Consider the following 25,978-nt stretch of genomic DNA (forward strand, 5'->3'; position numbering starts at 1 on the left):
TTTTTTAAGCCATTTAAAAGAGCGCGGCATTCTAATGAGATGCTCATAAAATGCAATGAAGATGAAAAAATAGCCAGCGAGGACTTGGCAAGATTTCCGTACAGTGTGTTTACAGCTTAGAGACAGCATTCATAACTTGAATACAACGAATAACATAGGTACATTGAATAAAAAACAAGCTTAGAGGTAGATGATGAAGCAACTCTTCTGCATCTTACTTATCAGTATGTTACTGCTCGGATGTGCCAGTAAAAGTAACCAACCTGTTATGCCACCTCGTGTTGCAGACCTCCTTAATAGCACACTTTTTCAGCCTGTTACTTTAAAAGACACTGAGCTATTTGCTCTGCCCATCGACGAGCAACAACAATTCCTTGATTACTTTACACAAAGACAAGGTGGCTATCTCAGAGATGATCAAATTCTCTATCACTATTTAGAAAATAAACTCACTAATTTTAACTATTACAGTGAAACACTCACTGCCTCTGAGACAATTCAAAAACAGAAAGGTAATTGTATTAGCCTTGCTATTTTAACTCAGGCGTATGCTCAGTTAGCTGGGCTAAAAACAGGGTTTCAATCAGTGTCGAGTGAACCGGTATACAGCAAAGAAAGTAATATTGTGTATGTATCGGGTCATTTTAGGACCAAAGTCTATGCCCCACTTGATGATGAGGTGACTTACTTAATCACACCGGGAAGTATTATTGATTATTTTCCGAGCCGCGGCAGTTTTTATACCGGCAAAGCCCATTTAAACGATTTAATAAGTCGCTACTACAGTAATTTAGCAGCCGAGGCTTTAGTCGCTAAACAATTTAATTTAAGTTACAGCTATATTCTTAAAGCTGGCGATTACACCCCTTACGATCCTGCACTGTATAATCTTGCAGCGGTATTACACCGTCAAGCTGGTGACTTAGTGGGAGCAAAACATATTTATCAAACCGCATTACAGCACAACATTGAAAACACCAATTTACTTCATAACTACGCTGTGCTGGCCGAACAGCTCGACGACCAAGTACTTCTAACTAAACTCAACTCACAGCTTGCTCTAGCAAAGCAAGATCCGTTCGAATTATTAGCAACGGCAATAAATGCACGCAACAATGGTCAGTATTTTAAAGCCCGAAAGCAGCTCGAAGACGCCATAGCCTTAGCACCTTATTTGTCTGAACCCTATCTAGAGTTGGCTATTATTAACTACCAACAAGGCAATGAGCAATCGAGCAAAGAGTGGCTCGAAAAAGCCATTGAGCTTGAAAGGGAAGACGAAAAGCGGGCGCTCTATCACGCCAAACTATTCGCCTTAAATACCAAGCAGTAACCGTTATAAAGAATAGTAAATACTAAGCCAAGCACGTAAATCGTTTTCAAAGTCGTCGCCTTCAACACGGGCGACGCCCAAATCAATATTCACATCATTCAGCCCGGCAGGCCCTAGGCCAAAGCTAAACTCGCCTTGCCATTTTAGTCCATAGCTTTGTGCATATACTCGGTTATCTACTTGATGCTGTTGATAGTAAAGCCATGGGAGCGAATCTTTATAACTAACCCCGCCGCCATAACCTTTATAGCGGTTACCAAGCTGGCTAATAAACGGTAATTCGGGTGCCACTACTAAACCACTTTGAGTCTCGTTGTTAATTAAGTTAGAAGCAAAACCACCTAACGCAAGCGTATTATTGTCACGATAATGCTGAGCAAAGTTAACATAAACAGGAATATTAAACGCATGCGCACCAAACTCAGTAGCAAAGTCGTAACCTTGCCAATTATGCGTTTTGCTATCACCTTTCAGTAAAGCTATCTTTGCTGACTGAGAAAACCCCACTGTTTGTCTATCATATTGCCACTTTTGTTTTAGCCCCAGCTTTAACCATTGATCATCGCCGTGAACAAAGTCGCTGTAGTTATAACTCACAGAAGGAATTATACTTAATTGTTGAAACTGCATTGGATAACTTGTTGCCAAGTGTATACCCGTGTTTTCAATTTTTTCAGCATGGTGTCCGTGGTACTGTTTATCTGTATCTAACTGATAATCGAATAACAAAGCTTTAAAGTGTAAATCAAAGGCTGAATATTTGGCAGCGGCAAACGCCCCCTCTAATGCGCTATCTTGTAAATCAATACTGTAGCCTGCTTGCAAATCAAGCTGTTTTAAAAAGTCACTGCTTTTAACACCCAAGGTTAATATTGACGATGATGCGGAGTAATACTGAGAACCCAACGATAAAGTCGGCTTTTGCTGAAATACATCATAGTCAGTTTGTCGACCTGTCGCTTGTTGATAAATAGCCGCTTTAGGGAGTACTTCGCTTTCGGTCACACCACGCGGTGGTGTGGGGTTTACAGCAAGTTCAGTCACTTTTTCGCGCTGAGTTAAGTCTGTAAAGTGCTTAATATTTGGGCCATCCGGTGTGACTGATAAATACAATAACTCACCATTATTCATCGCCATGGGATGAGCGATAACTTCTTGGCCTTGGCTTAGTTGATAAAGTTCATTTTTATCAAAGTCATAGTGGTACAAATCAACTGCTGCATTTTTACCCGCCACAAAATAAAGGCCTTTCCCATCAGCTTGCCAATTAGGTTGCGATACATATTGATACCCTGCAGGCATAGGCACACGATATGATTTTGTCGTGTTTAAATCTTGTATATACAACTGCCAATTCTGATTCAATGTGGTTTTCAAATAGGCCAGCCGCGACTTATCAGGGCTTAATACGGGGTAGTCATAAACAGTTTCAAGGCTTTTTGTAAACAAGGGAGTGACGTCACCATGAGTAAGGTCTACTTTCACTAACGCTGAGAAACCATGCTGATTTTGTTCTGCATAAACAGTTTCGCCATTTTCGCTAATGCTAAAACGACGCAAGCCCGCGTGATGCGTCAATGCTGTGACCTCACCCGTTGTAATATCGTAACGGTATAAATCAGAAATCCCAAGAACAGACCCTTTGCCCACGGTGGTTGTTGCTGTAAAAAACAGCGTATTTTCATCCAGCCATTGTGGATTTTTAATCCCTTGTCTATTTATTTGCTGCAATACATGCTTCTGCTCACGCTTAAATACTGCGGGAGCTTTATCGACAATATCCAGAGGATCATCGTTTAAAAGCGCATTTTGCTGTGTTGCAAATTCTTCTGCAGCCTGAGTATTTTGCTCTGTACTGTAAATAACTAAACGTGTATCACCCTCTTTATTACGCTCAACAATAACCAGTTTAGAGTTGTCTGGACTAAGTGCTGGATTTGATGCGTAGAGATCAAGCTCCAACCAAAGCTTACTTGTAAGTGGTTGTTCACTTACCTCTTTAGCCATTGCTTTGTATGTATACTCAGCAACAAAGCGGCGATACAACTTGGCTGGAGAATCAGCAAATACACCTGTAAATGCCTCATCGAAATCACGGTCTTTTACTGCCTGCATTCGTGTCCAAACAGCATCAAGCGTTTGTTCTGAATAGTTTTCTTCAAGCCAAGCCAAAAAACGCGAACCGACCAAATACGCCATCGACCCCGCCAAAAAGCCGCCTTTTGTATTGCTTAGTTGCTTATAACCTGGCAATGCACCTTGCTGAGCAAACTCAATTAAAATCGCTTCAGACAAATTGTCAAACACTCGACCACGGCCTGTCATTTTTGATTCTAATAATGTTGCGTAACCCTCTGCGGCCCAGCGTGGCATGTCTTTTTCTGCTAAGTCATACAGATCCCAGCTATTTTTAATTGCTTGACGAAAATCACTGCGAGTCGGCTGAGCTAAATGCACCAAGTGAATATATTCGTGCAAGATTAATAATTGTTGCCAACCATCGGTATTAGAAATCACCGTATCGGATTGCGGTGGCGTGGTAAAAAGTGCCATCAAGGGTTTATTAGAGACAGGTAGAGCAAAGCCATTTGCGGCATTCAGAGGGTCAAACACGACTACATCAACGACTTCATCCAAAGCACGATGCTGTTGCTTAAGCACTTTATCACGCACAATTTCAAGCTCTGTGGCAGCCGATTGCGCCCACTGTTGGTTTTCAACGCTAAAGTGTACATTAAAATGCTCAGTGTGAATTGTTTGCCATATTTCTTGGCCAGACGCCTCGCCTGCAACAAGCAGCGCAACGCTCAATAGTGCTTTTTTCATCATAATCCTTGATCCCCAGCTTGGGTATATTGATTTTAAATATTCACACTAGTATGCGTTGCTTTTTTGCGCGGGTGTAGTTAAAAAATGTAAGAAATTAATCGATTTTGATAGGTTTTACTAACCCCAAAAGTTGATAAATAATAAAAATAGTTACTGCAAACATCATACTGCTTCTGAGCGCACCAAGGCCTACGAGCATCATTGCACTGGTTACCAATAACGCGATACAAGTAATTGCGCAACTAATACAAAAGCCTTTACACTCATTTTTAAAGCGCGCGTACCACAGTAAAGCAACTAAGCCTGAAATAGCGATAATTGGAAGTAAATAAATCATCTGAATACCTGCATCCCTCACTTTTGGACAGTATACCCAAAAACGAAACCGAATCAACGGTATTGATAATCATTTTCATTTAAAACCAATTGCGTGGCTCTGATTCTATTTCATAAAGCACAAAATCAATTAACTGTTCTGCATCAACTGATTTTAAATACGGCATTGATACAGAACCCGATGCAAGTTGTATATACAGGCTTTTTAAACCTGATTTTCGCATTAAATATGTACTAATAGTCGTGGCACTTTGTGCTTTATAAATTTCAAACAAACGATACTGAGTCCCTATCATTCCCGTTCTAAACACGGCAAATGAGCGGCCTTCATGTTGATACAGCGCCATGCCTGTTTTTTGATAACGTAAAAATACGGCAGCCATCAATATACTCGCAGGTAATAAACCCCAAAGCATTGATAACGTTTCAAATAGTTGATCAATAACGACAACGCTAATCACACTCGGCAAAAATACATACAACACAGTGTTTTTATACAGCAGTGCCCGTTCGGGTTTAATAAAATTAAGCTCATTTAAATTAATAAACCACGGAAACAACCAACGGCACACTTGCTGAACATGCGCTGCGGTTAACACGGGCATCACCAGTGTTTGTTTGTTTTTATGCGCCGCAACACCTGGGGCTGTATTACCACTGCTCACTTGTGGACATATCAATGTATAACGCTTTAATAATCGTGCAATGATATTTTGCTTAATTTGTACACTTTGTATTTTCTCTGAGCTTATTGATAACTGCTGGCGCTCAAAGAGCCCCGCTACACGTTTAAACTTATTATCTTGAAAATATAAATGAAAATTAAAAAACCTAATTAAAGCCATAGTAACCGACAACAACACAGCGCACAGCACGATAACAACAATAACGGTCACCACAGCCAATGCTGCCGCACTGCCAACAAAGGCAGCCTGCTCGTTAAACATGGCTTCTAGACGCGCAATCAATGAAGTTTCAAGGTAATCAAAAATGGCATTCATAAAAGGGGCAAGCGCCGCTAACGCTAAAATAGCCATATTCGACATCAAACCAAACTTCGCTATTTCGGCGTTACTAAGCGTGAGTGTGTGTTGTGCTGATGGTTGTGCTGCATGTTCCGCTTTTTCAGGTGTGTCACTTTGCTGCAAATGCGCTTTAAATGCCATCACTTGTTCACGTACATGCTCGGCATAACTGAGCTTTACACCTGGGATCACGGCTTCTTGAGCGCTACTGCCTGCAGCATCAAAAATACAGTTAACCAAATTTACGGGCTGGAAATAAAAGGGCTCAGCGATATTCACATTTTGCACTCTGGCAAACTTCAGTGTTAAGCGCTCTTTCTTAAATACCCCTTTGTTTAACAGGATTTCATTTTCGCTACTGATGCGATAAGAAAAATTTCTATAATATGCAAATGCATAAACAACTAACATGACAATAGCGATGCTTGCTGCGACTTGCCCCCAAAACCATTTTTGCTCAACCTGAGTCACAAAAATAACTAAAATAGGCAGTAAATTTAGTAAGCCATCTTTAACAAATCGAATAGCAAAATGCACAATAAAATATAAAAGTGCCCACGGCGACACGCGTTGCCAATCATTGTTATTCATCGACTAGCTCATCAACTGTTGCATGATTGTCATAACCATAGCTTTGTACAAACTGCCTAATGTCATTGCATTGTTTATCTGTTAAACCACTGATATGAAGATCCGCACTCATGCCACCAGCACTGTAGAGTCTGAGTGTTGCTAAGCCAAGTTTCCGCTCAATGGGTCCTCGATGTATCTCAGTATGTTGAACTCGAGAAATAGGTAACAGAGTCACTTGTTGCCAAATTAAACCACGCTTATAAGCAATATCATGCTCACGTAATGCAATCCCTTTTACACGAACACTGTAAAGGTTATACAGCATTGAAAGCACAACGAGCACGGGCAGCAGTAGCAACCAAGGTGCAGATACCGCATCAGCAAACGGTTGATTAAAATACCGAACAGCCACAATGACCGTCATGAGTGGAATATAAAAAAGCAGCCAATTAATTTGTACATGCCAAATAGCGTTATCTGCAAGTGGCTGAAATTTAATAGTATGGTGGCGAGGCAGAGTGTCGATTTGTTGATTACTAAACACGATTATTCCTTGTAAAGGCCAGTGTCACTGGCCTTACGTGCTAACGTTGAGCGTGGTAAATTAAACCCAGCGAAGTGTCGTTGCAAGCGTATGGCTGGCACCTGGCGCAAGCTCTACACTGTCATCAAGTACATTTGCTGCTTCTAAGCAGAGCATCACATGATACTCATCGTCGGCAAAGTTCGACAAGCGTTTTGACTTCTCAATCCACGGATTCCACAGCACACATGATGTTGAGTTTTCACGACCTACTTCAATAATGCCGTCTGGGGTAATTATACGCTGTGTAGCCTCTGCTTCGGTGTACACCATGTCGGTTTCGCGCGCAAAAGCAACCAAGTCATGCTGCTCAAAAGGGCCTTCGCCAAACTCAATGTATTTTGCCCCTTGCAAACCATCAACTTTGGTTTCTTCAATCGCAGGTGTTGGGAAATACGTGTGTAGCGCTTGAGTAAAGTGAATGGTTTCATTATCCATGTTCGTGGTCGTTAAGCGTAACTCAAGACTCGACGTTAAAATAAATTCAGCAAGTAGCTTAGTTTTGTGAGGCCAATATTTATCATCAACCTGAGTCATCGGTAACGAAAGGCTGATATAGATTGAATCTTCTTGTTCTTTCACTTCTTCAGCGCGCCAAAGACCTGTACGAGCCACACCATGCGCAGGCCAACCTTCATGCTGACTTACACCAAACCATGGCCAACAAATAGGGATACCGCCACGTACACCTTTCCCTTCTTGATAGTCTTCTAACTCAGACACCCACAACAACGGCTTTTTGCCTGCAGGCGTGAACTCAGTAATTTGCGCACCTTGCAGAAAAATAGTTGCTTCACACAACTCACTCGCAACCTTAATAAACTCAAGTCCGGTGTCACTTTGTTCAATCGTAACTGATGGCGATAACTTCATAATTCGTCCCATTTAATGAAAGAAAAATCCACCTTACCCAAAGCGGTGGCAATTAGTAAATAATATTTAGTTATTTGATGAAAATGTTTTACAACCAAATGCTAAGTCACCCCATATTAGCATTTTCAGTGTTAACAACAATTACCCTATCTAAACGACAAAATAGAGCATTTAATTTCTGCTCTAACTAAATACAAATCAAAACCATGCCATTATTAGCTTTAATCTATGGCTTATATAGGTGTAATTTATTTGAACTCAATTTATTAGATGTGTAATATTTCGCGATTGCGGTCGCCAGATACCGCCTTTTTAAAGAGACACAACTATGCAAAAGTATGACGAGCTATTGGTATCGTTACGTAAAGTTATCAGGGCTATCGACCTTCATTCAAAACAACTCAACAAAACATCGGGATTAACAGGCCCACAATTACTTATAATGAACGAAGTCGCGCACACCGATGGCATTACGGCCAGCCGCATCGCACAAAACGTTAATTTAAGTCCCGCAACTGTCACCAATATTTTAGACCGCATTGAAAACCGTGAGCTAGTTACACGTGTTCGCAGTCAACTAGATAAGCGCCGTGTCAGTCTATACCTTACCGAGCGCGGCAAAGAAATTTTGAATAAAGCGCCACAGCCTTTACAAGAGCACTTTATTGAAAAGTTTTCAGCCCTTGAAGAGTGGGAACAAAGTCTATTGTTGTCATCTATGCAACGTATTGCAGCCATGATGGATGCAGACCAACTTGATGCCTCCCCCTTACTTGAAGTAGGTGCGCTTACGCGAACCATTGAGTCTCAATAATAAACCCGTTGATTAATATTAAATTTATGTGGCTACCCTTGGGTTCAGTGTGAATATCATCTATGCTAAATAGTACCCATTCTTACATTAGCGATAATTCATGCTTAAACTTTCAAAGTTAGCCCTAGCGATAGCGTTGGGCACTACTTCAAGTCTTAGTCAGGCATCAGAAATCGATGACCTTCAAAAGCAGCTGCAATTACTAAAGCAACAGATGCAGCAACTTCAAACTCAGCTCGATAAAGCAGAGCAACAAGCAAAACAACAAGCGGCGCAGCAAGAACAAATTGATGCCCAAGTTGCTAAACAGCAAAAGCAGCTTGAGCAGCAAACGGCTGCTGTTGATTCAGAGCTCGAAAAGAAAGAATCTGGGATTCGAGTTGGCGGTGCTGTACGTACCAATTTTAGTCACACATCTTATGATGACGGCAATAAGAACCGCGGTGGCGACTTCGATTTTGATATTTTCAGATTGAATTTTGCAGGCGATGTTGGTGACGTGCAATTAAATGCAGAAATTCGTTTTTTCGATTACATGACTGCAGTTAAATATGCCTATGCAGCCTATGACTTTGCCGAAGATTGGCAAGTGCAAGCAGGGATCACCAAAGTCCCCTTTGGTAACTGGCCTTATAACTCTCATAACTACTTTTTTGGCACCACTTATTACGTTGGCTTAGAAGATGACCACGATTTAGGTGTGTTATTTAAGCGTAAAATAGCCGATAACTGGCAAATTGACCTTGGCTTTTTTAAAAATGATGAATTAGGTGGTGTTGACGGTTACGTTGATAATCGCAGCGATCGTTATTCGTATGATGTCGTTGGTTTTCGTGATGCCGACGAAGGCGTTTACGCAGAACCCACCAATGCGATAGGTGAATACAATACATTCTCTGGACGTTATGGTTACCACTTCGAGCATGATGGTGGCACCACTGAGTTAGGTGTTTCTGCGTTATCAGGCGGCCTACACGACGGTGAAGACAAAGCAGGCGACTACATGGCTTGGGCTGTGCACCTTAACAGCACCATTGGCCCGTGGAACTTCCAACTGCAACATGGTGAATACGATTACGACATTGATAACGTAAATCGTATGGCTGTCGGTGCCTACTCTTTTTATGACAGTATCGCCGCCGAAGCCACCATGACTAATGCCAACATTGCTTACAGTTTACCTGTTGAGTGGGGGCCAGTAACCAACCTGCAATTTTATAATGACTACGGCATTATTTACGATAAGTCAGATAACAGTGCAGACACGTGGATGAATGTAACGGGTGTGTCGGTCGCCGCAGGTGGCTTATTTACCTACTTTGATCTTGTAAAAGCGAAAAACCAACCGTTTGTTGGTGGCTCAATAGCTGGCGACAGCGACGAGACCGAAACGCGCTTCAATATCAATATCGGTTACTACTTTTAAAACGATTAGCCCAGCTATTGCTGGGCTTTTTTAAACTTTCTATGCCCCCATCCCTCGTTTACCTCTAAATAACACAGCAATTTTTTAACCCCTTAAACGTTCTTCATGCAACATTAGGTAAAAAACGTTAGCTGAGCTACAGTTAAAAGTAACGCAGAATAAATGTATGATTTTGCAAAATATGCATCACCGCATTTTCAGTTTTATCAGGCTCAATTATATTGATGAATGTAAGAACGGTATTTACCGCCTATAAAAATGGCTGCTATCAATTACTTGGATTATTGATGGTTGGCTTAGGTATCATAGGTATTGCACTCCCTGTGATGCCCACAACTATTTTCTTTATTCTTGCTTTGGGCTGTTTTACACGCTCTTCTCCCGCTTTGTCTGCTTGGCTATTAAATCATCCTCGGTATGGTGAATCACTTCGATATTGGCAGCTCTATAAAGTGGTTCCGCTAAGAGCAAAGTTTTTAGCTGGCCTTGGCATGGCCGTGGGCTATTTCTTCTTACTGCAAAGCGCAGCACCGATTTGGGTTATGTATCTTGTAGCTGTTATCGAGGTGTGCGTGTTGGGCTATTTAATCAATCGTCCCTCAAAGCCTAATCATCCGACGCTGATCCAACTTAACATATCCACTCGGCTGCAATTAATGCTACTTGCTAGCCTGTTTACCTCACAACTCGCCATTATTGCGTACCTCGCTATTCAGTATTAACTGCTCGAATGTAAAGAACGTAAACGCACTTGTTATTAATAATACGAACTATTATCATGTGAGCATCAATAACAAGTACCTTACATTATGTTCTCTTTCAATAAACGCATGTTTTATAGCGTTAGCCGTGCCTTACATATTTATTTATCAACCGCGCTATTTTTTCTACTGATCTTATTTTGTATCAGCGGCATCATCCTCAATCACGTAAGTTGGCTTGAAAATGACAAACATAATGGTCAAACCCACGTGCTCATTTCTGCACAGCTCTTCGAAAAAGCACAGCAGAACCTTAATGCATTACCCACTCTTTACCCTGAAATTGAACGCTATATGGCAGATCAGTTTTCTCTGCAGAATGTAAAAAGCATTGAATGGGAAAAACAAGACGCACTAGTCATGCTCGACTACCCGTTGCCTGCAGGGTTTGCTTATGCCGAAATCGACTTTCAAACGGGAGAGCTCAATCTTGACTACCAAACAGGTGGGGTTATGAGCCTTATTGGTGATTTGCACAAAGGCCGTCATACAGGCGAGGCATGGAGCTGGGTAATTGATATCTCAGCAGTATTAATGATCATCTTCGCTATAACTGGCTTATTTATTTTATTTCAAAACCGTAAAAAGCGTACCTCAGGGCTTTGGCTAACACTGTTTGGTGTCGTCACACCTCTGGTTATTTATCTAGTTTGGGTGCCTCAACTTAAAGGAGTATCTTAATGAAACAAGCCCACTTACTACTTGCTCTACTGTTCAGCTGTTTATTCAGCCCACTTAGCTTTGCCAAAGACGCCAACCTCACCGTTGAGTTCACTTTGCCTGAGCTTGATGTATCCCCTTATCACCGTCCATATGTTGCGCTTTGGCTTGAAACCCCAGAACGTAAACATGTAACCACAGTGGCACTTTGGGTTGAAAAAGCAGAGTGGTTTAAAGACTTACGTCAGTGGTGGCGTAAAGCAGGTCGCAGTAACGATAACTTCGACGGCGTAACAGGTGCCACAAAACGTCCTGGTACTTACACCATTGAGTGGCACGGTAAGGATTTAAAAGGTAACCCCGTTAAACCCGGTAAATATTTACTCAATGTGGAAGTTGTACGTGAAGAAGGTGGCCGTGATTACAGCCGTGTTGAAATCGACTTAACAAAAGATGGCAAAGTCACTCTCGCTGGCGAAAAAGAATTCGCGACTAGCTTCGTTACTATTACTAGCAATTAAGGATAAACAATGAAATTAAAATTATTAAAAACGGCCCTAATCGGTGCCGTTACGTTCACCGCACTTGCATCAAGTTACGCACAGGCACACGCTCGTTGGTTAATGCCATCGCACACCTCTTTATCGGGTGAAAAAACACATTATGTGATGATTGATGCCAGTATTTCAAACGAGTTGTTTAGCCCAGACAAAGCCTACCGCCCAAATGAACAAGGCGCAGAATATGATGACAACTTATTAATCGCCCTTGCGCCAAACGGTAAGCCTGTAGAAGAGAAGATTCGCGCGTACTACCTAAAACGTAAAAACTCAGCGGCCGTTAGCTTATCGCAAGATGGGACGTACCATATTGCGATGCAGCAAAAGCCCCTGCTAATGACATTCTACAAAGATAAAGACGGCAACCGTGGTCGTGTATTTACAGGTAAAAAAGACGCTGATCTTCCTGCTGGTGCAACCGAAGTACGCACGATTAAGTCAATCGCAACCGTTGATACCTTTGTAAGCCGTAACGGCACTTCTAAACCCACATTACTTGGCCAAGGCTTAGAGATTTCGGGCCCAACGCATCCAAACGATTTATTTGCAGGTGAAGAGGCTAAATTCCAATTATTAATGGATGGAAAACCTGCCGCTAACGTTGAGCTAGCGATTGTACGCGGCAGTGCTCGTTACCGTAATGCGCGTGATGAAGTAAAACTTACTACCGATAGTGAAGGTTTCTTCACCGTGACATTCGAACACGCTGATATGTATCTGATTGAAGCATCTGTTGATCAAAAACCAACAGAAGCAGATATCGATAACGTGCGTTACTCATTATTTACCACCCTTGAAGTCGCGCCTGAATAAGTCACTTAATGAGGCCTTATAAGAGGCCTTATTCGACTTTCGAGGAAGACTGTAGTCAACGGTGTGATCACAGCTGCCGTCTTTCTCGCAATCATTGGCCCATCTCCATCGACATCCCAGCTTGGGTGCATCCCATTTAATGGGCTTTTGATAACGCTAATATCTTCTGTAAATTTACTATGCTCATCACGGCCTGCGGCATTGCGCATCAAAAATACCCAAATCACATAATTGCCATCATCAGGAATTTTAAGCTCAGCATGATCACCTTTTGCCGGGCCAACATACAAAGCGGTTGGGTTACCTTTCGGTAAAATATTAAAGTAGTTACTAGAGTTTGAAGGAGCAAAATCAACCTTTAATGTATTGCCTTTATTAAGGTTTATTTGATATTCCCACATCTCATAACCTTTAATTATGTCTTTAACTTGCCAGCTTTGCTGCACCGCTATATCTGAAACTAATAACTCATAATGACGACTATTGGGTAAGTTTTGATTAGCAAACACCACGCTGCTTGCAGCCATAGAAAAACAAAATCCTATTGATAACAATAACTTCACATTGAATCTTCTTTAAGATTCTTTTTTAAAGAATAATAAGCGCTAATTTTACTATTTTTAATTCTTTTAAAGTGAATTTATAGTTACTTCATCGCAGACACACAGCTTAACTAAACAGGATACCTACTATGAAACTTTTTACTTTAATCTCAGCTCAACCACAATTACAAAATATTAGCACTTTATTGGCACGTATTGGTTTATCGGCCATCTTTTTACTCACCAGCTTTAGTAAAATCGAGTTTTTCGATGCAACAGCACAGTACATGGCATCCGTTGGTTTACCAGAGTTCTTACTGCCATTTGTCATTGCTTTTGAAATGGTTGGCGGGTTATTTATTTTACTCGGCTTCTTAACACAACTAACCGCTGTCGCTTTTGCTGGTTTCAGCCTGGCCAGTGCTTTGTTATTCCACTTTCAACTTGATGATCAAATGCAATTTTTAATGTTCTACAAAAACATTGCAATGGCAGGTGGCTTTTTAGCATTAGCCAGTGTTGGTGCAGGCAAAATCAGCCTAGATCAACTAATGTTAAAACGTAGTCAGGCATAACATTTCTCCCAGCCAATAACCTAGGTTGTTGGCTGGGTTTGTTTTTAAGGAGCGCAAATATGGCAAAGTTATTAACAGCAACCAGCCACGATATTGGTGGGCTCGATGTAAAACGCATCTTGCCGCATTTTGACAAAAAAATGGTTGGGCCATTTATCTTTTTTGACCACATGGGGCCGAATCACTTTCCTCGCGGTGAAGGCATAAATGTGGGGCCTCATCCTCATATTGGCCTTTCAACGCTCACTTATTTGTTTACTGGCAGTATTTACCATCGCGATTCACTAGGCAATAGCCTGCAAATAGAACCTGGCGATGTTAACTGGATGACCGCAGGTCGCGGTATAGTGCACTCAGAAAGAGAAAGCCTTGAAGTGCGTGCAAGCGAGCACGACATTAATGGTCTGCAATGCTGGGTTGCTTTGCCTGAGAGCATGACCGAAATAGCACCGCGATTTGAACATATCAAAAAACAGCAACTGCCTGAAAAAATAGAAAAAGGAGTGCTGATGCGACTAATCGTGGGTGATGCCTATGGCTTGAGCTCCCCGGTGAAAAGCTACTCACCTATGTTTTATTTAGATACAGTAGCAGAGCAAGGCAGTTATATTACTAAACCGCATCCTCATCATGAAACCGCTGTGTATGTAATTTATGGTGAAGTTAGTATTGGTGATACTCGCTATACTCAAGACAATTTTGTTCTACTCGATGACAGCGAACACGAAATTACGACCCATGTGCATAGCCGCTTTATTTTACTCGGTGGCAGTAAATTCAATAAAGTTCCTTATTTACACTGGAACTTTGTTGCATACAGCAAAGAGCGTATCGAGCAAGCAAAACAAGATTGGCAAGCACAGCGCTTTGCTAAAATCCCCGGTGATGAGCTTGAATATATTGAGTTGCCCTTTGCTAAAAAGTAAACTTTTTTGCAATTTATAGGTACTATCCATTTACAGGCACTAATTAGTAAGTAACCACGTTAGCAAAGGAATACCATGCTAAGAATCACCCTAGAGCAATGGCGCATGTTTCGTGCTGTTGTTGAGTTTGGTGGCTTTAATCAAGCCGCACAAAGCATTCATAAAAGCCAGTCGAGTATTCATAATGCCGTGGGCAAAATTGAATCGGCACTCAATGTAAAATTATTTACTATTCAAGGGCGTAAAACGGTGCTCACAGAAGCCGGTGAAATGATGCTACGCCGTGCCAATTATTTACTCGATGAAGCTGCCAAAGTCGAAGCGATTGGCCAAACCCTCGGCGAAGGTATCGAAAGCAAGCTGCGCATTGCAGTTGATGCCATTTTTCCACAGCAATTACTTTATAAAGTGCTTAACGACACGTCTTCGCAATACCCACAACTGCGTATCGAATTGCATGAATCTGTGCTGATGGGTGGCAATGAATTACTTGTAAATGATCAGGTCGATATTGCCATTACAGGTTTTCCGATAGCGGCTGGCTTTCATGAAGAGTTATGCAATATTGAATTTATTGCCGTGGCGCATCCAGATCACCCTTTGCATGCGATTGACCGCGAAATAACATTAGAAGATTTAAAATCACACCGACAAATTGTAGTGCGTGACTCAGCGAATAAACACAAACAAGATGGCGGCTGGCTAGGTGCCGATCAACGTTGGACGGTAACGCATTTACGCACCTCTATTGATATGATCAGTAATGGTCTAGGCTTTGCGTGGTTACCAAAAATAGCGATTGAAAAACAACTCGCAGCAGGGCAAATGAAAGCGCTCAATTTAACGCATAACAGTAGCCGCAGTGCTAAGTTACATTTGCTCTTCAAAGACGGTGACAAACTGGGTCCCGCAGCACGGGCATTTCTTGGCGAATTACGCTACCAAGTAATGGAAAATCTATAGTTTAAGCGGTGTTTCAGCGATGCCTTTAACACCCGGCTTTAAAATAAACACGCCCCCGCTGTGCGGGTAATCAGCAAGTACCGACTCATCCAACCCGACTGCTGCGGTAGTAATTGCCACATGCTCAAGTGCCTCTCCGACAAATGCAACACTGGTAACACGTGGTGCGGGAATACGTAAAAATTGCACTTGCTCGCCGCGTGGCGAAAAACGATAAACACCATAACCATTCCATGCTGCGACCCATAAGTGGTCGTCATTATCAACCGTCATGCCATCTGGGTAACCCATGCTATCGGTAAAACGGATAAACGCATGCTTATTACTAAGCTCGCCCTGTGCACTTAATGAGAAGCGATAGATAGTTTGTTTTTCAGAGTCTGTTGAGTATAAAAACTGCCCGCATTTACTTACCGCCGGTCCATTACTAATGGTGTAGTGTTGGTCAACGACTTCAGGAGCCTTTCCATGACCAACGCGGTATAACTTTCCACTCGGAGCTTGTTCTTGAGAGTCCATCGAGCCAAAAAAACCAAAACCTTGCCGTGATGTTTTACCATCGTTTAATCGGTTTTGCTGTGGCTCATTGTCGATTGAGTAAAGCAGTTCGCGGCTAAAGTCTTCGCTATTAAGTTTATAGATGCCCTTCGCAAACCCAGCAACAAGCTCACCTTGCTCCGTTTCCATTACCCAACAAATGGGCTCTGGCATGGCAAACTGACTTACCCGCATACTTTGGCAGTGCAAACGAAATAAACGCTGACCCAAAATATCAACCCAAAATACGCAGTTGTGGGCTTTTGCAAAGTAAGCACCTTCGCCTAATTGGCATTGGCTAGAAATAATTATTTTTAGGGTGGCATCGAGCATAAATTTCATTAAATAAACAGCTGAACTTTTACCATTCTATCTGTGTATAAAAATAAGTGCTAGGCCAGATAAGCCTGCGACTAGCAGTATGATGCTGCGAATTGCTCTTTCATTTAAGTTGTTATTAATTATAAAAGACAGTCCCCAGCCAATTAAGATTGCTGGCAGACAAAAGAAAAACAGTTTTACATCCCCCATATCAGCAGAGCCAGTAAGCATCAGCACAATAATGCCAAATAGGTTAATGAAAACAAAGAATGCACTAAGGTTGGCCTTTATTTTATCTTTATCCTCAGCTTGATAGAGCAGCCCCATCGGCGCGCCCCCAGCGGAGGTGGTGGTTCCTAAAAACCCCGACGACATAGAGGCTAATAAACTCGTTATGGTCGATATTTTAGGTTTCATACCTATGATAGATAATGCGACGACGACTAATATACTCACTCCGAGCAATAACTGGTACTGCTTAGCATTCACATACCACATCACTGCCGCTGCGAATATTACGCCCATTGCACCACCGACTATTGAGATCCCCGTCTGTTTCATATCGATTGACCCTCGGTGCTTTATCATTAACACCGAAGTTAAAAAGAGTGCATTCAAAATCATAGGGCCAGGCACCAGTTCAGGCATTAACCAATATAAAACTGGCACACACAGCATACCAAGGCCAAAGCCAATAACACTTTGCAAGCAAGCACCAATGATCAGAATTACATACACGAGTACAAAGTCGGTCAAACTTTCTTACCACCTTAGAAAAATAGGGGAGATGGTAACAATACCAACCCATATTTTATTATTATAGTATCATTTGTTTTATTGAAAAAATTTTATCGCAAGTCAGTCATTTTGCAATGTATAAATGCAATTAAGTCCAACCTGCGTCTACGATTAATGATTGTGCTGTCATCATCCGACTATCATCAGCAGCCAGAAATAATGCTGCATTAACAATGTGGTCGGGTTGTATTGTTTCGTTTATACACTGGCTTAAACGAACGTCTTCAACCATCTCTGGGGTTAACCAATGAGTAATTTGACGCTCTGTCATTACCCATCCAGGAACCAAGGTATTAACCCGAATATTGTCTTTGCCATACGAGGCCGCTAAAGAACGCGTCAGACCTTCAATACCCGCTTTAGCAGTGGTGTAAGCAGGCATTCCTGTTTGCTTAATACGCCAACTGACCGACCCCATATTAATAATACTTCCCCCACCTAAACGCTGCATATGCGCCACAACAGCCTGTGAAGAAAAGAAACAAGGGCGTAAGTTAACAGCAAACTTGTCTTCCCAATATTTTACATCCATGTTTTCTGCTGCATGGCGAGTGTCATCGGCTGCATTATTAATTAATACCCCAATATCGCCCTGTTGCTGACGGGTTTGCTCTATAGCGGCTTGCAATGCCTCAACATCACGAATATCACAATAGATAAACTGCGGATCAAACTCATATTTACCCGCAAGCTTTGCGCACAAAGCCTCGCTTTGCTGCTTTGCAATATCAACAAAGGTGACTTTTGCGCCTTGCTCACAGAAGCGCGTTACCATTACTTCACCAATTCCCGTCGCTCCGCCTGTAATAAATACACTTTTACCGGCAAGGCTGGCGTAAACTGTTTTAAGCTCATTTGAATTTGGCATGATAACCTTTTGTTTTTACAGTATTTACAACGTTGAGTAGCGAAACTTATTGAGCTGCAGCTTCTTTGTCTGCAATTTCTTTTTCGATAAACGCCATCGCTTCATCAATCATGTACGTCATCATATTTTTCGCACGCTCAGGGTCACCATTGGCAATCGCGTTATACACTTTAAAGTGCTCTTCAGCGATGGCTTGTTTATTACCTTTAGCGGGTGTTGTGTGCTGAATACTGACATGCAATGCAGTACGAATAAAGTCACGTAATTGATAGAAAAAACGGTTACCACTGGCGTGCAAAATTGCCGTGTGGAACGCAAGGTCTGGCTCGTGCATTACGCCTTCAGGTTCATCGGCAGCCGCTTGCATTTTATCGAGCGCCATTTTAATTTCAGCGATCGCAGCTTGGTCACCTTTTCGTGCTGCCAACGCCGCTGCTTGTGGCTCAATAGCTAAGCGTACTTGCAAGAACTCTTTCAGTACGTAAAGTGACGGACTGCTCTCAAGTAACCATTTTAATACGCTGGTGTCGTATAAGTTCCAGTTATCCGCCGGTTCAACACGGATCCCTTGTCGTGGACGAGAAGAAATTAATCCCTTTGCAGCCAACATTTTAACTGCTTCACGAACAGCTGTGCGGCTTATACCATACACTTCGCACAACTGTGCTTCGGTTGGTAACCCCGTCTCAGTATTATAATCACCAACAATAATTGCTTTACCAAGTTCATTGGTAACTTGTTGTGATAAGTTCAAATTCTCTAAACGCGCCATGTGTGTTCCTCTAAAGATCTAGGTAATATAATACATCTATAAAGCTATTCCGTCATCCTGCAAATAGTTGATTAAAATCAATAACAAAACATTAAAAAGACAGAACCTCTTATTATAACCGCGCGTAATCGTCACTTTTTTATATATCCAGTGTCACCTTATTTTAACAAATCACTTTCACTCATCCAATTTATAATATAATATTTTTAACTGACAATTAAAAAGCAACATTCTCTTTCATAATTAGGTGGAACACACAATGGTCGAACTAAGTACCTTAGACTGGGCAGTGCTGGCAGGATTTTTTGTCCTGTTATTAGGCGTTGTCGTCATGTCTATGCGACAAAAAGAAGAAGACACCGCTGACTACTTTTTGGCGGGTCGTAATGCAAGCTGGTTAGTAATTGGTGCCTCTATTTTCGCATCAAACATCGGCTCAGAACATTTAGTCGGATTATCTGGTTCTGGCGCTCAATCAGGTATGGCACTCGCCCATTGGGAAATGCAGTCGTGGATTATTCTATTACTCGGTTGGATTTTTGTGCCTTTCTATTGGAGTAGCAAGGTCTACACCATGCCTGAGTTTCTAGAACGTCGCTTTAATTCTAAGTCGCGAACTTTCTTATCTGTTATCTCATTAATCAGCTACGTATTAACAAAAGTCGCCGTGACCGTGTATGCCGGTGGTATCGCCTTTAAAACCATTTTAGGAATTGAGAGTATTTGGGGTATCGATTTCTTTTGGATTTCTGCCATTGGTTTAGTGGTGATCACCGGGATTTATACTGTTCTAGGGGGCATGAAAGCTATTATGTGGACCTCGGTGCTGCAAACGCCAGTGTTGATCATTGGTTCACTGGTCATTTTAGTTGTTGGTCTTGATAAAGTCGGCGGCTGGGCAGAAGTTGAACGCTTAAATGACGTTAATATGCACCTTATTCGCAGCGCATCAGACACTGAATTCCCTTGGCCTGGGATTATCTTTGGCTCGTTTATTATCGGTTTTTGGTATTGGTGTACCGATCAGTATATTGTGCAACGTGTACTCTCTGCGAAAGGGATTAAAGAAGCACGTCGCGGGACGATGTTTGCGGGTTATTTAAAACTCCTCCCTGTGTTTATTTTCTTAGTGCCGGGCATGATTGCTTACGCTCTGAATGCAAAAGGAATTATTAGTTACGAAAGCGCTGACCAAGCATTTCCTACGTTAGTCGCTGAGCTGTTACCTGCGGGTGTGAAAGGAATTGTGATTGGTGGCTTAGTCGCAGCACTGATGAGCTCGCTCGCTTCGCTATTCAATTCATCAGCCACTTTATTTACGATCGACTTTTATAAAAAGTTTAAGCCAGAATCAAGCGAAAAACACCTTCTAAAAGTAGGCAGAATGGCCACTATCGTTATCGTTGTTCTCGGGCTGTTGTGGATACCCGTCATGAGCTTAATTGCCGATGTACTTTATGAATATCTCCAGAGTGTTCAATCATTAATTGCACCAGGCATCGCGGCTGTATTCTTACTCGGCTTATGTAGTAAGCGCATAACGCCAACAGCGGGGTTTGTTGGTCTTGTGTCTGGTTTCGTACTGGGTATGATCCGCTTAGTATTATTACCCTTTAAAGATGATTTAACGGGTTCATCGTTTGCATGGATAACAACAATGAACTGGTTGTACTACTGTATCCTGCTGTTTGTTGTGGTTGTCGTAATTATGATTGTGGTGAGTATCTTCACTAAACAAGCAGATGAAGAGCAATTAAAAGGTCTTACTTTCTCAAGCCTAGACAAAGCAACACTCAAAGAGGTCGCCGAAGGTTTAGATAAGTGGGATTACATCCATACAGCGGGCATTTTAGGCATAACTGCCTTTATATATTACCGCTTTTGGTAAACATTTCGTTCCCAAAGTTGTAGGGCGCCAATTGGCGCCCTTTTTTTAAAAATTTTTTAATCAGCTAGCTCTGGTGAAAACACAGGAAACCCATCTTTATCCCATGTAATAATGCGTGCTCGCGCATGGCGATTTGGATCCGTCAATGGCGTGCCTTTTAGCTCTTTATAATCGCGGCTATGGTAAATTAGCAAATCGGTCACGCCATCTTCCGCTTTTACAAAGCTGTTATGACCCGGACCAAAGCGACCAACTTCAGCGTGGGTAGTAAAAACAGGCTCTGGCTTTTTATGCCAACTTTTAGGGTCAAGTAAATCATCATTTACATTTGCCCATAGCAAGCCCATCGCATACCGATGATCGGTGGCACTGGCCGAGTAGGTCACAAAAATTTTATCTCCACGTGTTATTACAGCAGCCCCCTCATTCACTTTATAGCCTTGTACTTCCCACTCAAGGGTCGGCTCAGTAATCGCGATAACAGGCTCTTTAATTGACGTTGGTGAGTCCATTTCTGCTAACCACAAGGCCGAGTTGTATGTGGCAGGCTGGTTTTGCTGTGCCCAAATCATGTAGCGTTTGCCTTTATGAGTAAAACTGGTCGCATCAAGAGAGAAGCTATCTAGGTGACTCATAACCTGCCCCATTTCTTGCCAGTCGCCTTGCATAGGATCAACGTGGTCATTTTTAAGTGCATACATACGAATGCTAAAAGGCTTTTCAATGTCACCGGCCGCAAAGTAAATGTACCAACTGCCATCAATGTGGTGCAGCTCAGGCGCCCAAATGTTAACGCTCATAGGGCCTTTATCATGCTTTTGCCAAATAACTTTTGGCTCGGCTAGTTTTAAGTCATTTAAGCGACATGCTTGGCGTAGTTCAATTTCATCAAACATCGGTGAACTACCAATAAAGGTATAACATCCGGTTTTTTCATCACGCACTAACCAAGGATCGGCACGCTTAAGTACAATAGGGTTATCAATTGGCGCGACGGTCTTGCTACTATTAGCATCAGCAAAGGCTGGCACTGACGAAGCGCTTAACACGGTAAGTAACGTAAGCCGCGATAATTTTTTGAGCATAATGTGTCCTGTATTTCGCTTTTATTTTATTGTTAATATTGTATTACATATTATATAGTAGACGAATGAACACAAAAGTTAAAACAACAAAAAGGTATTCGATCATGAGACCCGCACACCAAGTGACACGAGCAATGAAGTGGCTTTCAACTGGACTACTTATCTCAGCAGCTGCAGTGTCGGCAAAACAGGTAGAAGTACACGATCCAGTTATGGCCAAAGAAGGCGACACGTATTATGTATTTAGTACAGGCCCTGGCATTACCTATTATGAATCAAAAGATTTAACTAACTGGAAACTCACTGGCCGCGTCTTTAAAGACGAGCCTAGCTGGGCAAAACGCGTGTCACCTAATTTCGGTGGCCATCTGTGGGCACCGGATGTGTACGAGAAAAATGGCAAGTTTTACCTATATTACTCTGTTTCTGCATTTGGTAAAAACACCTCAGCAATTGGTGTAACGGTAAACGACACTCTTGACCCATCATCACCTGACTACAAGTGGATTGATTACGGTATTGTGGTTGAGTCAGTGCCTGAGCGTGATGATTGGAACGCTATCGACCCAGCTATTATCGAAGATGACAATGGCACACCTTGGATGAGCTTTGGTTCGTTTTGGGGTGGTTTAAAATTAGTGCAACTAGATGATGACATGGTGCGCTTAGCACAGCCTGAAAAGTGGCATCACATTGCCAGCCGTCCAAACACGGAGCATGGCCCAATTGAAGCGCCTTATATCTTTAAAAAGAATGGTTATTACTATCTGTTTGTATCATTTGATAAATGCTGTCAAGGTATTGAAAGTACTTACAATGTTCGCGTTGGTCGCAGTAAAAACGTTGAAGGTCCTTATTTAGATCAGCAAGGTCGCTCTCTGGTTGATGGCGGTGGTAGCTTAGTGATTGAAGGTAACAAAGAGTGGGCAGCCCTTGGTCACAATGCCGCTTACACGTTTGATGGTAAAGACTACCTCGTGTTGCACGCCTATGAAACAGCCGATAACGGCGTACAAAAGCTACGAATTTTACCGATGAGCTGGAAAAACGATTGGCCGATTGTAAACCCAGCCGACCTAAACAAGCTTAAAACCACGCTTATAAAGTAATTATTCAAACACAAAAAACCTGCAATTTTGCAGGTTTTTTATTTACTCAAGTGATCTATTTTGAGATTTTAAGTTGGTATTATTAATTAAAATCAAGCAGGGTGATATCAACTCGCATCGGGCTTTGGCAATCCTGTTCATGCTTTGTAGCAATAAATGTACTGTACACATCTCGCGCAAGATGAGGGGGTATTAATACTTCAAAACGACTGCCTTTACTCATCAGTTGCAATGCTTCTTGCAAGCCCACAATCGCCTCGGCAATTTCATACTCAACAGGTACACCCTCTGCACGGGTGTCAAATAACACCCGACCGTTATTAAGTACTACACGTTGATGCACAGTGACTGTTGCATCCCAGTGGGGCTTATCACCTGCTCCCTGCTCAATAACACGATAACCAAGGCCCGTAGGAGTTTGGTAAACGCTTTGCTGCTCTTTTAAGCATGACGAAAATACCGGCTTCACCGCTTTATCAAACACATTATTGCTTAACATAGCCCACTCTTTATTGCTCGTTGATCAATCGAATGCCATAGATACCACCCGCAACAGAATCTGGGTTGGCTGTGAAACGCAAGGTCAGCATTTCTGACTGCTTCATCGCCTCTGTTAATGGGTAATCAATGGTGTAAAACTCATCGCTTGGGTTGCCAACAGGCAAACTTACCGCGGCCAGTTTCTCCCTATTAAGGGTGATTGAGAAATGACGATTCACATCACCGATAAAATAACGAATACGTACTGCTGCAGCGTTTTTATTGGGGTTACGAAGCTGATATTCAAACCAACCTGTTGCATCGCGCCAATGGTGGCCATTATTGACACCTGCACGGGTTCCTTCACCTTTAAAGCTATGCTCTACTTCTGGTTGCTGTTCACCCGGCGTAATGTGATCAACGGTTAATAATCGAAGCTGCTCTTTCGCTTGCTCAGCCACTTTGGCGTCAGCTACAAATTGTGTGAATTCAGCTTTGCTTTGCTGTGGCCAATACACTTGATAGCGGCTGTCGTGTAAGCGGAAAAATGGGATAAGTTCCGTGCGTTCAGTCTGTCCAATGCCTTGCTTTGCAATCGCCACATTTTTGTCTGCGATAAATGCCAACGCTTGGCCCGGTTTACGAGTTAAATCAGCAACAAATTGCGCAGGTTCACTGAGCATAATGGGTAATGCTTCTGGTGGGCACGTCGGTCCAGCAGCAATGTGACCCATACGGCTGTTATCAGCAACAAAGCTTAACTGCTCATTCGCAAAAGCCTGTACTTTGGTGGCCATAACCACGGGGCCATACATGACAGAATAATAATCTTGGCCATCCGGTAACTGCTCGGTATAAAGCTTAGGTGCTAATTCAAAGGCAAGCTTATCGCCACTTTGCCATGCATGGCTGATACTGTAGTAACCGTCTTTTTCGCTCGCGGTCACGGCTTTTCCGTTTAACGTAAAGCGCAGTTCACCTTGTTGCCAAGACGGTTTACGAATATGGATGACAGACTCTGAGCTTTGTCCCCCAGACAACCGGTTCACCGTGAGTGAAACCTTGGTATCATCAGGGAATTGGCTGTCTTGGGTGATCTGTAAACCTTGTTGTTGCCAATTTAACGTACTGGGAATAAATAAGTTCACCCATAGCTCTTTACCCGTATTGCTATAAATTAACTCACCATACTTGCTGTGATTCTCAATACCCGAGCCCACACAACACCACATAGAGTCTTGCACTGATGAGTACAAACGGTAATGTCCTGGGCGCATTGAGGTAAAGTAAACAAGGCCACCGTGTTCTGGGTGTTGTGACGATAAAATATGGTTATATGTGGCGCGCTCATAATAGTCTAAATAACGCGTATCAGCGGTTTTCAAAAACAGTAACTTGCTGAGTTTCATCATATTGTAGGTATTGCAAGTTTCTGGGCCTTCAACATCTTCAACCATTGGCGTAAAGTCACTTTTATCATGAAAATGTTCACGTACTGAATTACCACCAATGGACACCGAGCGCTCTTGGCTCACTGTTTTCCAGAAAAAGTCAGCGCCTTGCTGCCATGCTTTATCATCGCTGGCATTCGCCACTTTCAACATACCAATAATTTTGGGAATTTGCGTATTGGCATGCAGGCCTGTTAACTTATCTTCTTTGTGTAATAGTGGTTCAATAATGATGTTATGAGAGAACTGGCGCGCTAGTTTTAAGTAACGCTCATCGTCACTAATAACATACATATCCGCAAACACATCATTTAAGCCACCATGCTCTGAGTACAGCATCTGCTGAACTTGTTCATCAGTTAGCTTCGCTGTGGTTGCTAAGAACCATTCGCCTAACTTAAATAACATGTGCTTTGCTTGGCTACTTCCTGCAACTTCGTAGGCATCACGAAGGCCATGGAAGATTTTATCTATATTGTAAAGTGGTACCCAACGGTCGTTTAAACTGAATAAATCAGCCTTAATTTCACCGTTTTCAATCTGCTGCCACATTTCATCGCCATTAGGAATACCGCCTAAGTAACCACCTGTGGCTTGTTGAGCACGATTAAGCTCGCTTAACATGTAATCTAAACGCTGCTTTAATTCTTCATCCCCTGTCGCTGCCCAAGCAAGGCTCAATGCTGATAAATAATGACCCCCAATATGACCATCAAGACCGGTATTTTCCCAGTTACCATAGTTGGGCGCTTTTGGTGTCAGGCCCGCCTCTCGTAAATAAGGAGCAAGCAGCTGATCAGGATGAAGTGCTAATAAATAACGCACATTAGTTTGCTGCGCATGTAAAAACGGGCTGGCGCTTAAGCTTACTTGGTTTAGCGCAAATAAATGTTGTTCGCTGGCATGTTCAGCATGCGCAACAGAGGCGGCTTGTTTGCTGTCAATTGGCAACTCACTGCATGCAGTCACCGTTAATATTGCAGCACACAGAATTGCTAAATAACTCACTTTGAATGTGTTCATGCTTGTTGTCTCCCAGCGAACCGTTATTTTAAAGAGCAAAGCGCACACTGTGTT

General features: G+C 42.3%; 24 protein-coding genes and 1 pseudogene. 12 read left to right on the plus strand and 13 right to left on the minus strand.

Translation table 11 applies throughout. From position 1 onward, the window contains the following. The first annotated feature begins 190 nt into the window (after nt 1-190). Nucleotides 191-1,333, plus strand: a complete 1,143-nt coding sequence (locus tag H3302_RS15635) for a lipopolysaccharide assembly protein LapB (RefSeq protein WP_227006795.1) — start codon at nt 191-193, stop codon at nt 1,331-1,333. Between the two features lie 3 nt (nt 1,334-1,336). On the opposite strand, the gene H3302_RS15640 is transcribed toward H3302_RS15635, so the two are convergent. The 5 genes from H3302_RS15640 to H3302_RS15660 form a co-directional block, all read right to left on the minus strand. Next, complete coding sequence (locus H3302_RS15640; RefSeq protein ID WP_182396424.1) at nt 1,337-4,159, minus strand: hypothetical protein; 2,823 nt, start codon at nt 4,157-4,159, stop codon at nt 1,337-1,339. Nucleotides 4,160-4,256: 97 nt separating this feature from the next. Further along, on the minus strand, nt 4,257-4,499 hold the full coding sequence (locus H3302_RS15645; protein ID WP_182395845.1) for a hypothetical protein: 243 nt from the start codon (nt 4,497-4,499) through the stop codon (nt 4,257-4,259). A gap of 79 nt (nt 4,500-4,578) precedes the next feature. Then, a complete protein-coding gene (locus tag H3302_RS15650; RefSeq protein ID WP_182395857.1) occupies nt 4,579-6,114 on the minus strand; it encodes a PH domain-containing protein in 1,536 nt (511 codons plus the stop codon). Continuing rightward, entirely contained in the window at nt 6,107-6,640 is a 534-nt protein-coding gene (locus tag H3302_RS15655) for a PH domain-containing protein (protein WP_036973596.1), read from the minus strand. The genes H3302_RS15650 and H3302_RS15655 overlap by 8 nt, the downstream gene beginning before the upstream one ends. A 60-nt stretch (nt 6,641-6,700) precedes the next feature. Then, entirely contained in the window at nt 6,701-7,552 is an 852-nt protein-coding gene (locus tag H3302_RS15660; RefSeq protein ID WP_118844755.1) for a D-hexose-6-phosphate mutarotase, read from the minus strand. A 328-nt stretch (nt 7,553-7,880) separates the two neighbouring features. Here H3302_RS15660 and H3302_RS15665 point away from each other — a divergent pair, with 328 nt between their 5' ends. The 6 genes and pseudogenes from H3302_RS15665 (at nt 7,881) to H3302_RS15690 (ending at nt 12,586) form a co-directional block, all read left to right on the plus strand. Then, nucleotides 7,881-8,366: a MarR family winged helix-turn-helix transcriptional regulator gene (locus H3302_RS15665; RefSeq protein WP_036973598.1), complete on the plus strand. Its 486-nt coding sequence runs from the start codon at nt 7,881-7,883 to the stop codon at nt 8,364-8,366. Between the two features lie 100 nt (nt 8,367-8,466). Beyond that, complete coding sequence (locus tag H3302_RS15670; RefSeq protein ID WP_065979480.1) at nt 8,467-9,792, plus strand: porin; 1,326 nt, start codon at nt 8,467-8,469, stop codon at nt 9,790-9,792. 224 nt (nt 9,793-10,016) lie between these two features. Further along, a pseudogene (locus tag H3302_RS15675) lies at nt 10,017-10,400 on the plus strand (YbaN family protein); the annotation flags it as partial. A gap of 201 nt (nt 10,401-10,601) precedes the next feature. Beyond that, nucleotides 10,602-11,234: a PepSY-associated TM helix domain-containing protein gene (locus tag H3302_RS15680; protein ID WP_065979485.1), complete on the plus strand. Its 633-nt coding sequence runs from the start codon at nt 10,602-10,604 to the stop codon at nt 11,232-11,234. Then, nucleotides 11,234-11,734 (plus strand): DUF2271 domain-containing protein, encoded by a 501-nt coding sequence (locus tag H3302_RS15685; protein WP_036973601.1) that lies wholly within the window; start codon nt 11,234-11,236, stop codon nt 11,732-11,734. The genes H3302_RS15680 and H3302_RS15685 overlap by 1 nt, the downstream gene beginning before the upstream one ends. Before the next feature lie 9 nt (nt 11,735-11,743). Next, nucleotides 11,744-12,586, plus strand: a complete 843-nt coding sequence (locus tag H3302_RS15690; protein ID WP_036973602.1) for a DUF4198 domain-containing protein — start codon at nt 11,744-11,746, stop codon at nt 12,584-12,586. A 5-nt stretch (nt 12,587-12,591) separates the two neighbouring features. Here the strand turns inward: H3302_RS15690 and H3302_RS15695 are convergent, their stop codons facing one another. After that, a complete protein-coding gene (locus H3302_RS15695) occupies nt 12,592-13,113 on the minus strand; it encodes a hypothetical protein (protein WP_051501945.1) in 522 nt (173 codons plus the stop codon). A 164-nt stretch (nt 13,114-13,277) separates the two neighbouring features. Between H3302_RS15695 and H3302_RS15700 the strand changes: the two genes are divergently transcribed. The 3 genes from H3302_RS15700 to H3302_RS15710 all read left to right on the plus strand — a co-directional run bounded on the left by H3302_RS15700 (nt 13,278) and on the right by H3302_RS15710 (nt 15,592). Continuing rightward, nucleotides 13,278-13,703, plus strand: a complete 426-nt coding sequence (locus tag H3302_RS15700; RefSeq protein ID WP_036973603.1) for a DoxX family protein — start codon at nt 13,278-13,280, stop codon at nt 13,701-13,703. A gap of 59 nt (nt 13,704-13,762) precedes the next feature. Beyond that, entirely contained in the window at nt 13,763-14,629 is an 867-nt protein-coding gene (locus H3302_RS15705) for a pirin family protein (RefSeq protein WP_036973604.1), read from the plus strand. Nucleotides 14,630-14,704: 75 nt separating this feature from the next. Continuing rightward, the gene (locus H3302_RS15710; protein ID WP_036973605.1) at nt 14,705-15,592 is read left to right on the plus strand and encodes a LysR family transcriptional regulator; all 888 of its coding nucleotides are present in this window, start codon (nt 14,705-14,707) and stop codon (nt 15,590-15,592) included. On the opposite strand, the gene H3302_RS15715 is transcribed toward H3302_RS15710, so the two are convergent. From H3302_RS15715 to H3302_RS15730, 4 genes are all read right to left on the minus strand, one after another. Continuing rightward, nucleotides 15,587-16,471 carry an SMP-30/gluconolactonase/LRE family protein gene (locus H3302_RS15715; protein ID WP_227006793.1) on the minus strand — a complete coding sequence of 295 codons (885 nt, stop codon included), beginning with the start codon at nt 16,469-16,471 and terminating at the stop codon, nt 15,587-15,589. The two genes, H3302_RS15710 and H3302_RS15715, sit on opposite strands and share 6 nt — an antisense overlap. A gap of 27 nt (nt 16,472-16,498) precedes the next feature. Next, the gene (locus H3302_RS15720) at nt 16,499-17,206 is read right to left on the minus strand and encodes a sulfite exporter TauE/SafE family protein (protein WP_036973607.1); all 708 of its coding nucleotides are present in this window, start codon (nt 17,204-17,206) and stop codon (nt 16,499-16,501) included. A gap of 130 nt (nt 17,207-17,336) precedes the next feature. Further along, a complete protein-coding gene (locus tag H3302_RS15725; protein ID WP_036973609.1) occupies nt 17,337-18,116 on the minus strand; it encodes an SDR family NAD(P)-dependent oxidoreductase in 780 nt (259 codons plus the stop codon). Nucleotides 18,117-18,162: 46 nt separating this feature from the next. Continuing rightward, nucleotides 18,163-18,888, minus strand: a complete 726-nt coding sequence (locus H3302_RS15730) for a FadR/GntR family transcriptional regulator (protein WP_065979489.1) — start codon at nt 18,886-18,888, stop codon at nt 18,163-18,165. Nucleotides 18,889-19,147: 259 nt separating this feature from the next. On the opposite strand from H3302_RS15730, the gene H3302_RS15735 reads away from it, so the two are divergent. Beyond that, entirely contained in the window at nt 19,148-20,776 is a 1,629-nt protein-coding gene (locus tag H3302_RS15735) for a sodium:solute symporter (RefSeq protein ID WP_036973612.1), read from the plus strand. 56 nt (nt 20,777-20,832) lie between these two features. Here H3302_RS15735 and H3302_RS15740 read toward each other — a convergent pair whose 3' ends face one another. Then, a complete protein-coding gene (locus tag H3302_RS15740; RefSeq protein WP_182395860.1) occupies nt 20,833-21,861 on the minus strand; it encodes a family 43 glycosylhydrolase in 1,029 nt (342 codons plus the stop codon). A gap of 104 nt (nt 21,862-21,965) precedes the next feature. Between H3302_RS15740 and H3302_RS15745 the strand changes: the two genes are divergently transcribed. Continuing rightward, nucleotides 21,966-22,970 (plus strand): arabinan endo-1,5-alpha-L-arabinosidase, encoded by a 1,005-nt coding sequence (locus H3302_RS15745; RefSeq protein ID WP_118844759.1) that lies wholly within the window; start codon nt 21,966-21,968, stop codon nt 22,968-22,970. Between the two features lie 82 nt (nt 22,971-23,052). Here H3302_RS15745 and H3302_RS15750 read toward each other — a convergent pair whose 3' ends face one another. Together H3302_RS15750 and H3302_RS15755 are read right to left on the minus strand one after the other, a co-directional pair. Next, nucleotides 23,053-23,469 carry an FKBP-type peptidyl-prolyl cis-trans isomerase gene (locus H3302_RS15750; protein WP_051501946.1) on the minus strand — a complete coding sequence of 139 codons (417 nt, stop codon included), beginning with the start codon at nt 23,467-23,469 and terminating at the stop codon, nt 23,053-23,055. A 10-nt stretch (nt 23,470-23,479) separates the two neighbouring features. Next, the gene (locus H3302_RS15755; RefSeq protein ID WP_118844760.1) at nt 23,480-25,924 is read right to left on the minus strand and encodes a glycoside hydrolase family 127 protein; all 2,445 of its coding nucleotides are present in this window, start codon (nt 25,922-25,924) and stop codon (nt 23,480-23,482) included. Nucleotides 25,925-25,978 lie beyond the last annotated feature (54 nt).

This window comes from Pseudoalteromonas sp. MT33b (assembly GCF_014117385.1).
In the GTDB taxonomy this organism is placed as follows: domain Bacteria; phylum Pseudomonadota; class Gammaproteobacteria; order Enterobacterales; family Alteromonadaceae; genus Pseudoalteromonas; species Pseudoalteromonas lipolytica.

Excerpts from the sequence above, each read along its gene's own strand:
- H3302_RS15665 (WP_036973598.1), top strand. The coding sequence starts at position 7,881 with ATGCAAAAGTATGACGAGCTATTGGTATCGTTACGTAAAGTTATCAGG.
- H3302_RS15715 (WP_227006793.1), bottom strand. The coding sequence starts at position 16,471 with ATGAAATTTATGCTCGATGCCACCCTAAAAATAATTATTTCTAGCCAA.
- H3302_RS15690 (WP_036973602.1), top strand. The coding sequence starts at position 11,744 with ATGAAATTAAAATTATTAAAAACGGCCCTAATCGGTGCCGTTACGTTC.
- H3302_RS15735 (WP_036973612.1), top strand. The coding sequence starts at position 19,148 with ATGGTCGAACTAAGTACCTTAGACTGGGCAGTGCTGGCAGGATTTTTT.
- H3302_RS15745 (WP_118844759.1), top strand. The coding sequence starts at position 21,966 with ATGAGACCCGCACACCAAGTGACACGAGCAATGAAGTGGCTTTCAACT.
- H3302_RS15755 (WP_118844760.1), bottom strand. The coding sequence starts at position 25,924 with ATGAACACATTCAAAGTGAGTTATTTAGCAATTCTGTGTGCTGCAATA.
- H3302_RS15710 (WP_036973605.1), top strand. The coding sequence starts at position 14,705 with ATGCTAAGAATCACCCTAGAGCAATGGCGCATGTTTCGTGCTGTTGTT.
- H3302_RS15645 (WP_182395845.1), bottom strand. The coding sequence starts at position 4,499 with ATGATTTATTTACTTCCAATTATCGCTATTTCAGGCTTAGTTGCTTTA.
- H3302_RS15730 (WP_065979489.1), bottom strand. The coding sequence starts at position 18,888 with ATGGCGCGTTTAGAGAATTTGAACTTATCACAACAAGTTACCAATGAA.
- H3302_RS15750 (WP_051501946.1), bottom strand. The coding sequence starts at position 23,469 with ATGTTAAGCAATAATGTGTTTGATAAAGCGGTGAAGCCGGTATTTTCG.
- H3302_RS15685 (WP_036973601.1), top strand. The coding sequence starts at position 11,234 with ATGAAACAAGCCCACTTACTACTTGCTCTACTGTTCAGCTGTTTATTC.
- H3302_RS15650 (WP_182395857.1), bottom strand. The coding sequence starts at position 6,114 with ATGAATAACAATGATTGGCAACGCGTGTCGCCGTGGGCACTTTTATAT.
- H3302_RS15695 (WP_051501945.1), bottom strand. The coding sequence starts at position 13,113 with ATGGCTGCAAGCAGCGTGGTGTTTGCTAATCAAAACTTACCCAATAGT.
- H3302_RS15660 (WP_118844755.1), bottom strand. The coding sequence starts at position 7,552 with ATGAAGTTATCGCCATCAGTTACGATTGAACAAAGTGACACCGGACTT.
- H3302_RS15670 (WP_065979480.1), top strand. The coding sequence starts at position 8,467 with ATGCTTAAACTTTCAAAGTTAGCCCTAGCGATAGCGTTGGGCACTACT.
- H3302_RS15725 (WP_036973609.1), bottom strand. The coding sequence starts at position 18,116 with ATGCCAAATTCAAATGAGCTTAAAACAGTTTACGCCAGCCTTGCCGGT.
- H3302_RS15705 (WP_036973604.1), top strand. The coding sequence starts at position 13,763 with ATGGCAAAGTTATTAACAGCAACCAGCCACGATATTGGTGGGCTCGAT.
- H3302_RS15635 (WP_227006795.1), top strand. The coding sequence starts at position 191 with ATGATGAAGCAACTCTTCTGCATCTTACTTATCAGTATGTTACTGCTC.
- H3302_RS15740 (WP_182395860.1), bottom strand. The coding sequence starts at position 21,861 with ATGCTCAAAAAATTATCGCGGCTTACGTTACTTACCGTGTTAAGCGCT.
- H3302_RS15640 (WP_182396424.1), bottom strand. The coding sequence starts at position 4,159 with ATGAAAAAAGCACTATTGAGCGTTGCGCTGCTTGTTGCAGGCGAGGCG.
- H3302_RS15700 (WP_036973603.1), top strand. The coding sequence starts at position 13,278 with ATGAAACTTTTTACTTTAATCTCAGCTCAACCACAATTACAAAATATT.
- H3302_RS15680 (WP_065979485.1), top strand. The coding sequence starts at position 10,602 with ATGTTCTCTTTCAATAAACGCATGTTTTATAGCGTTAGCCGTGCCTTA.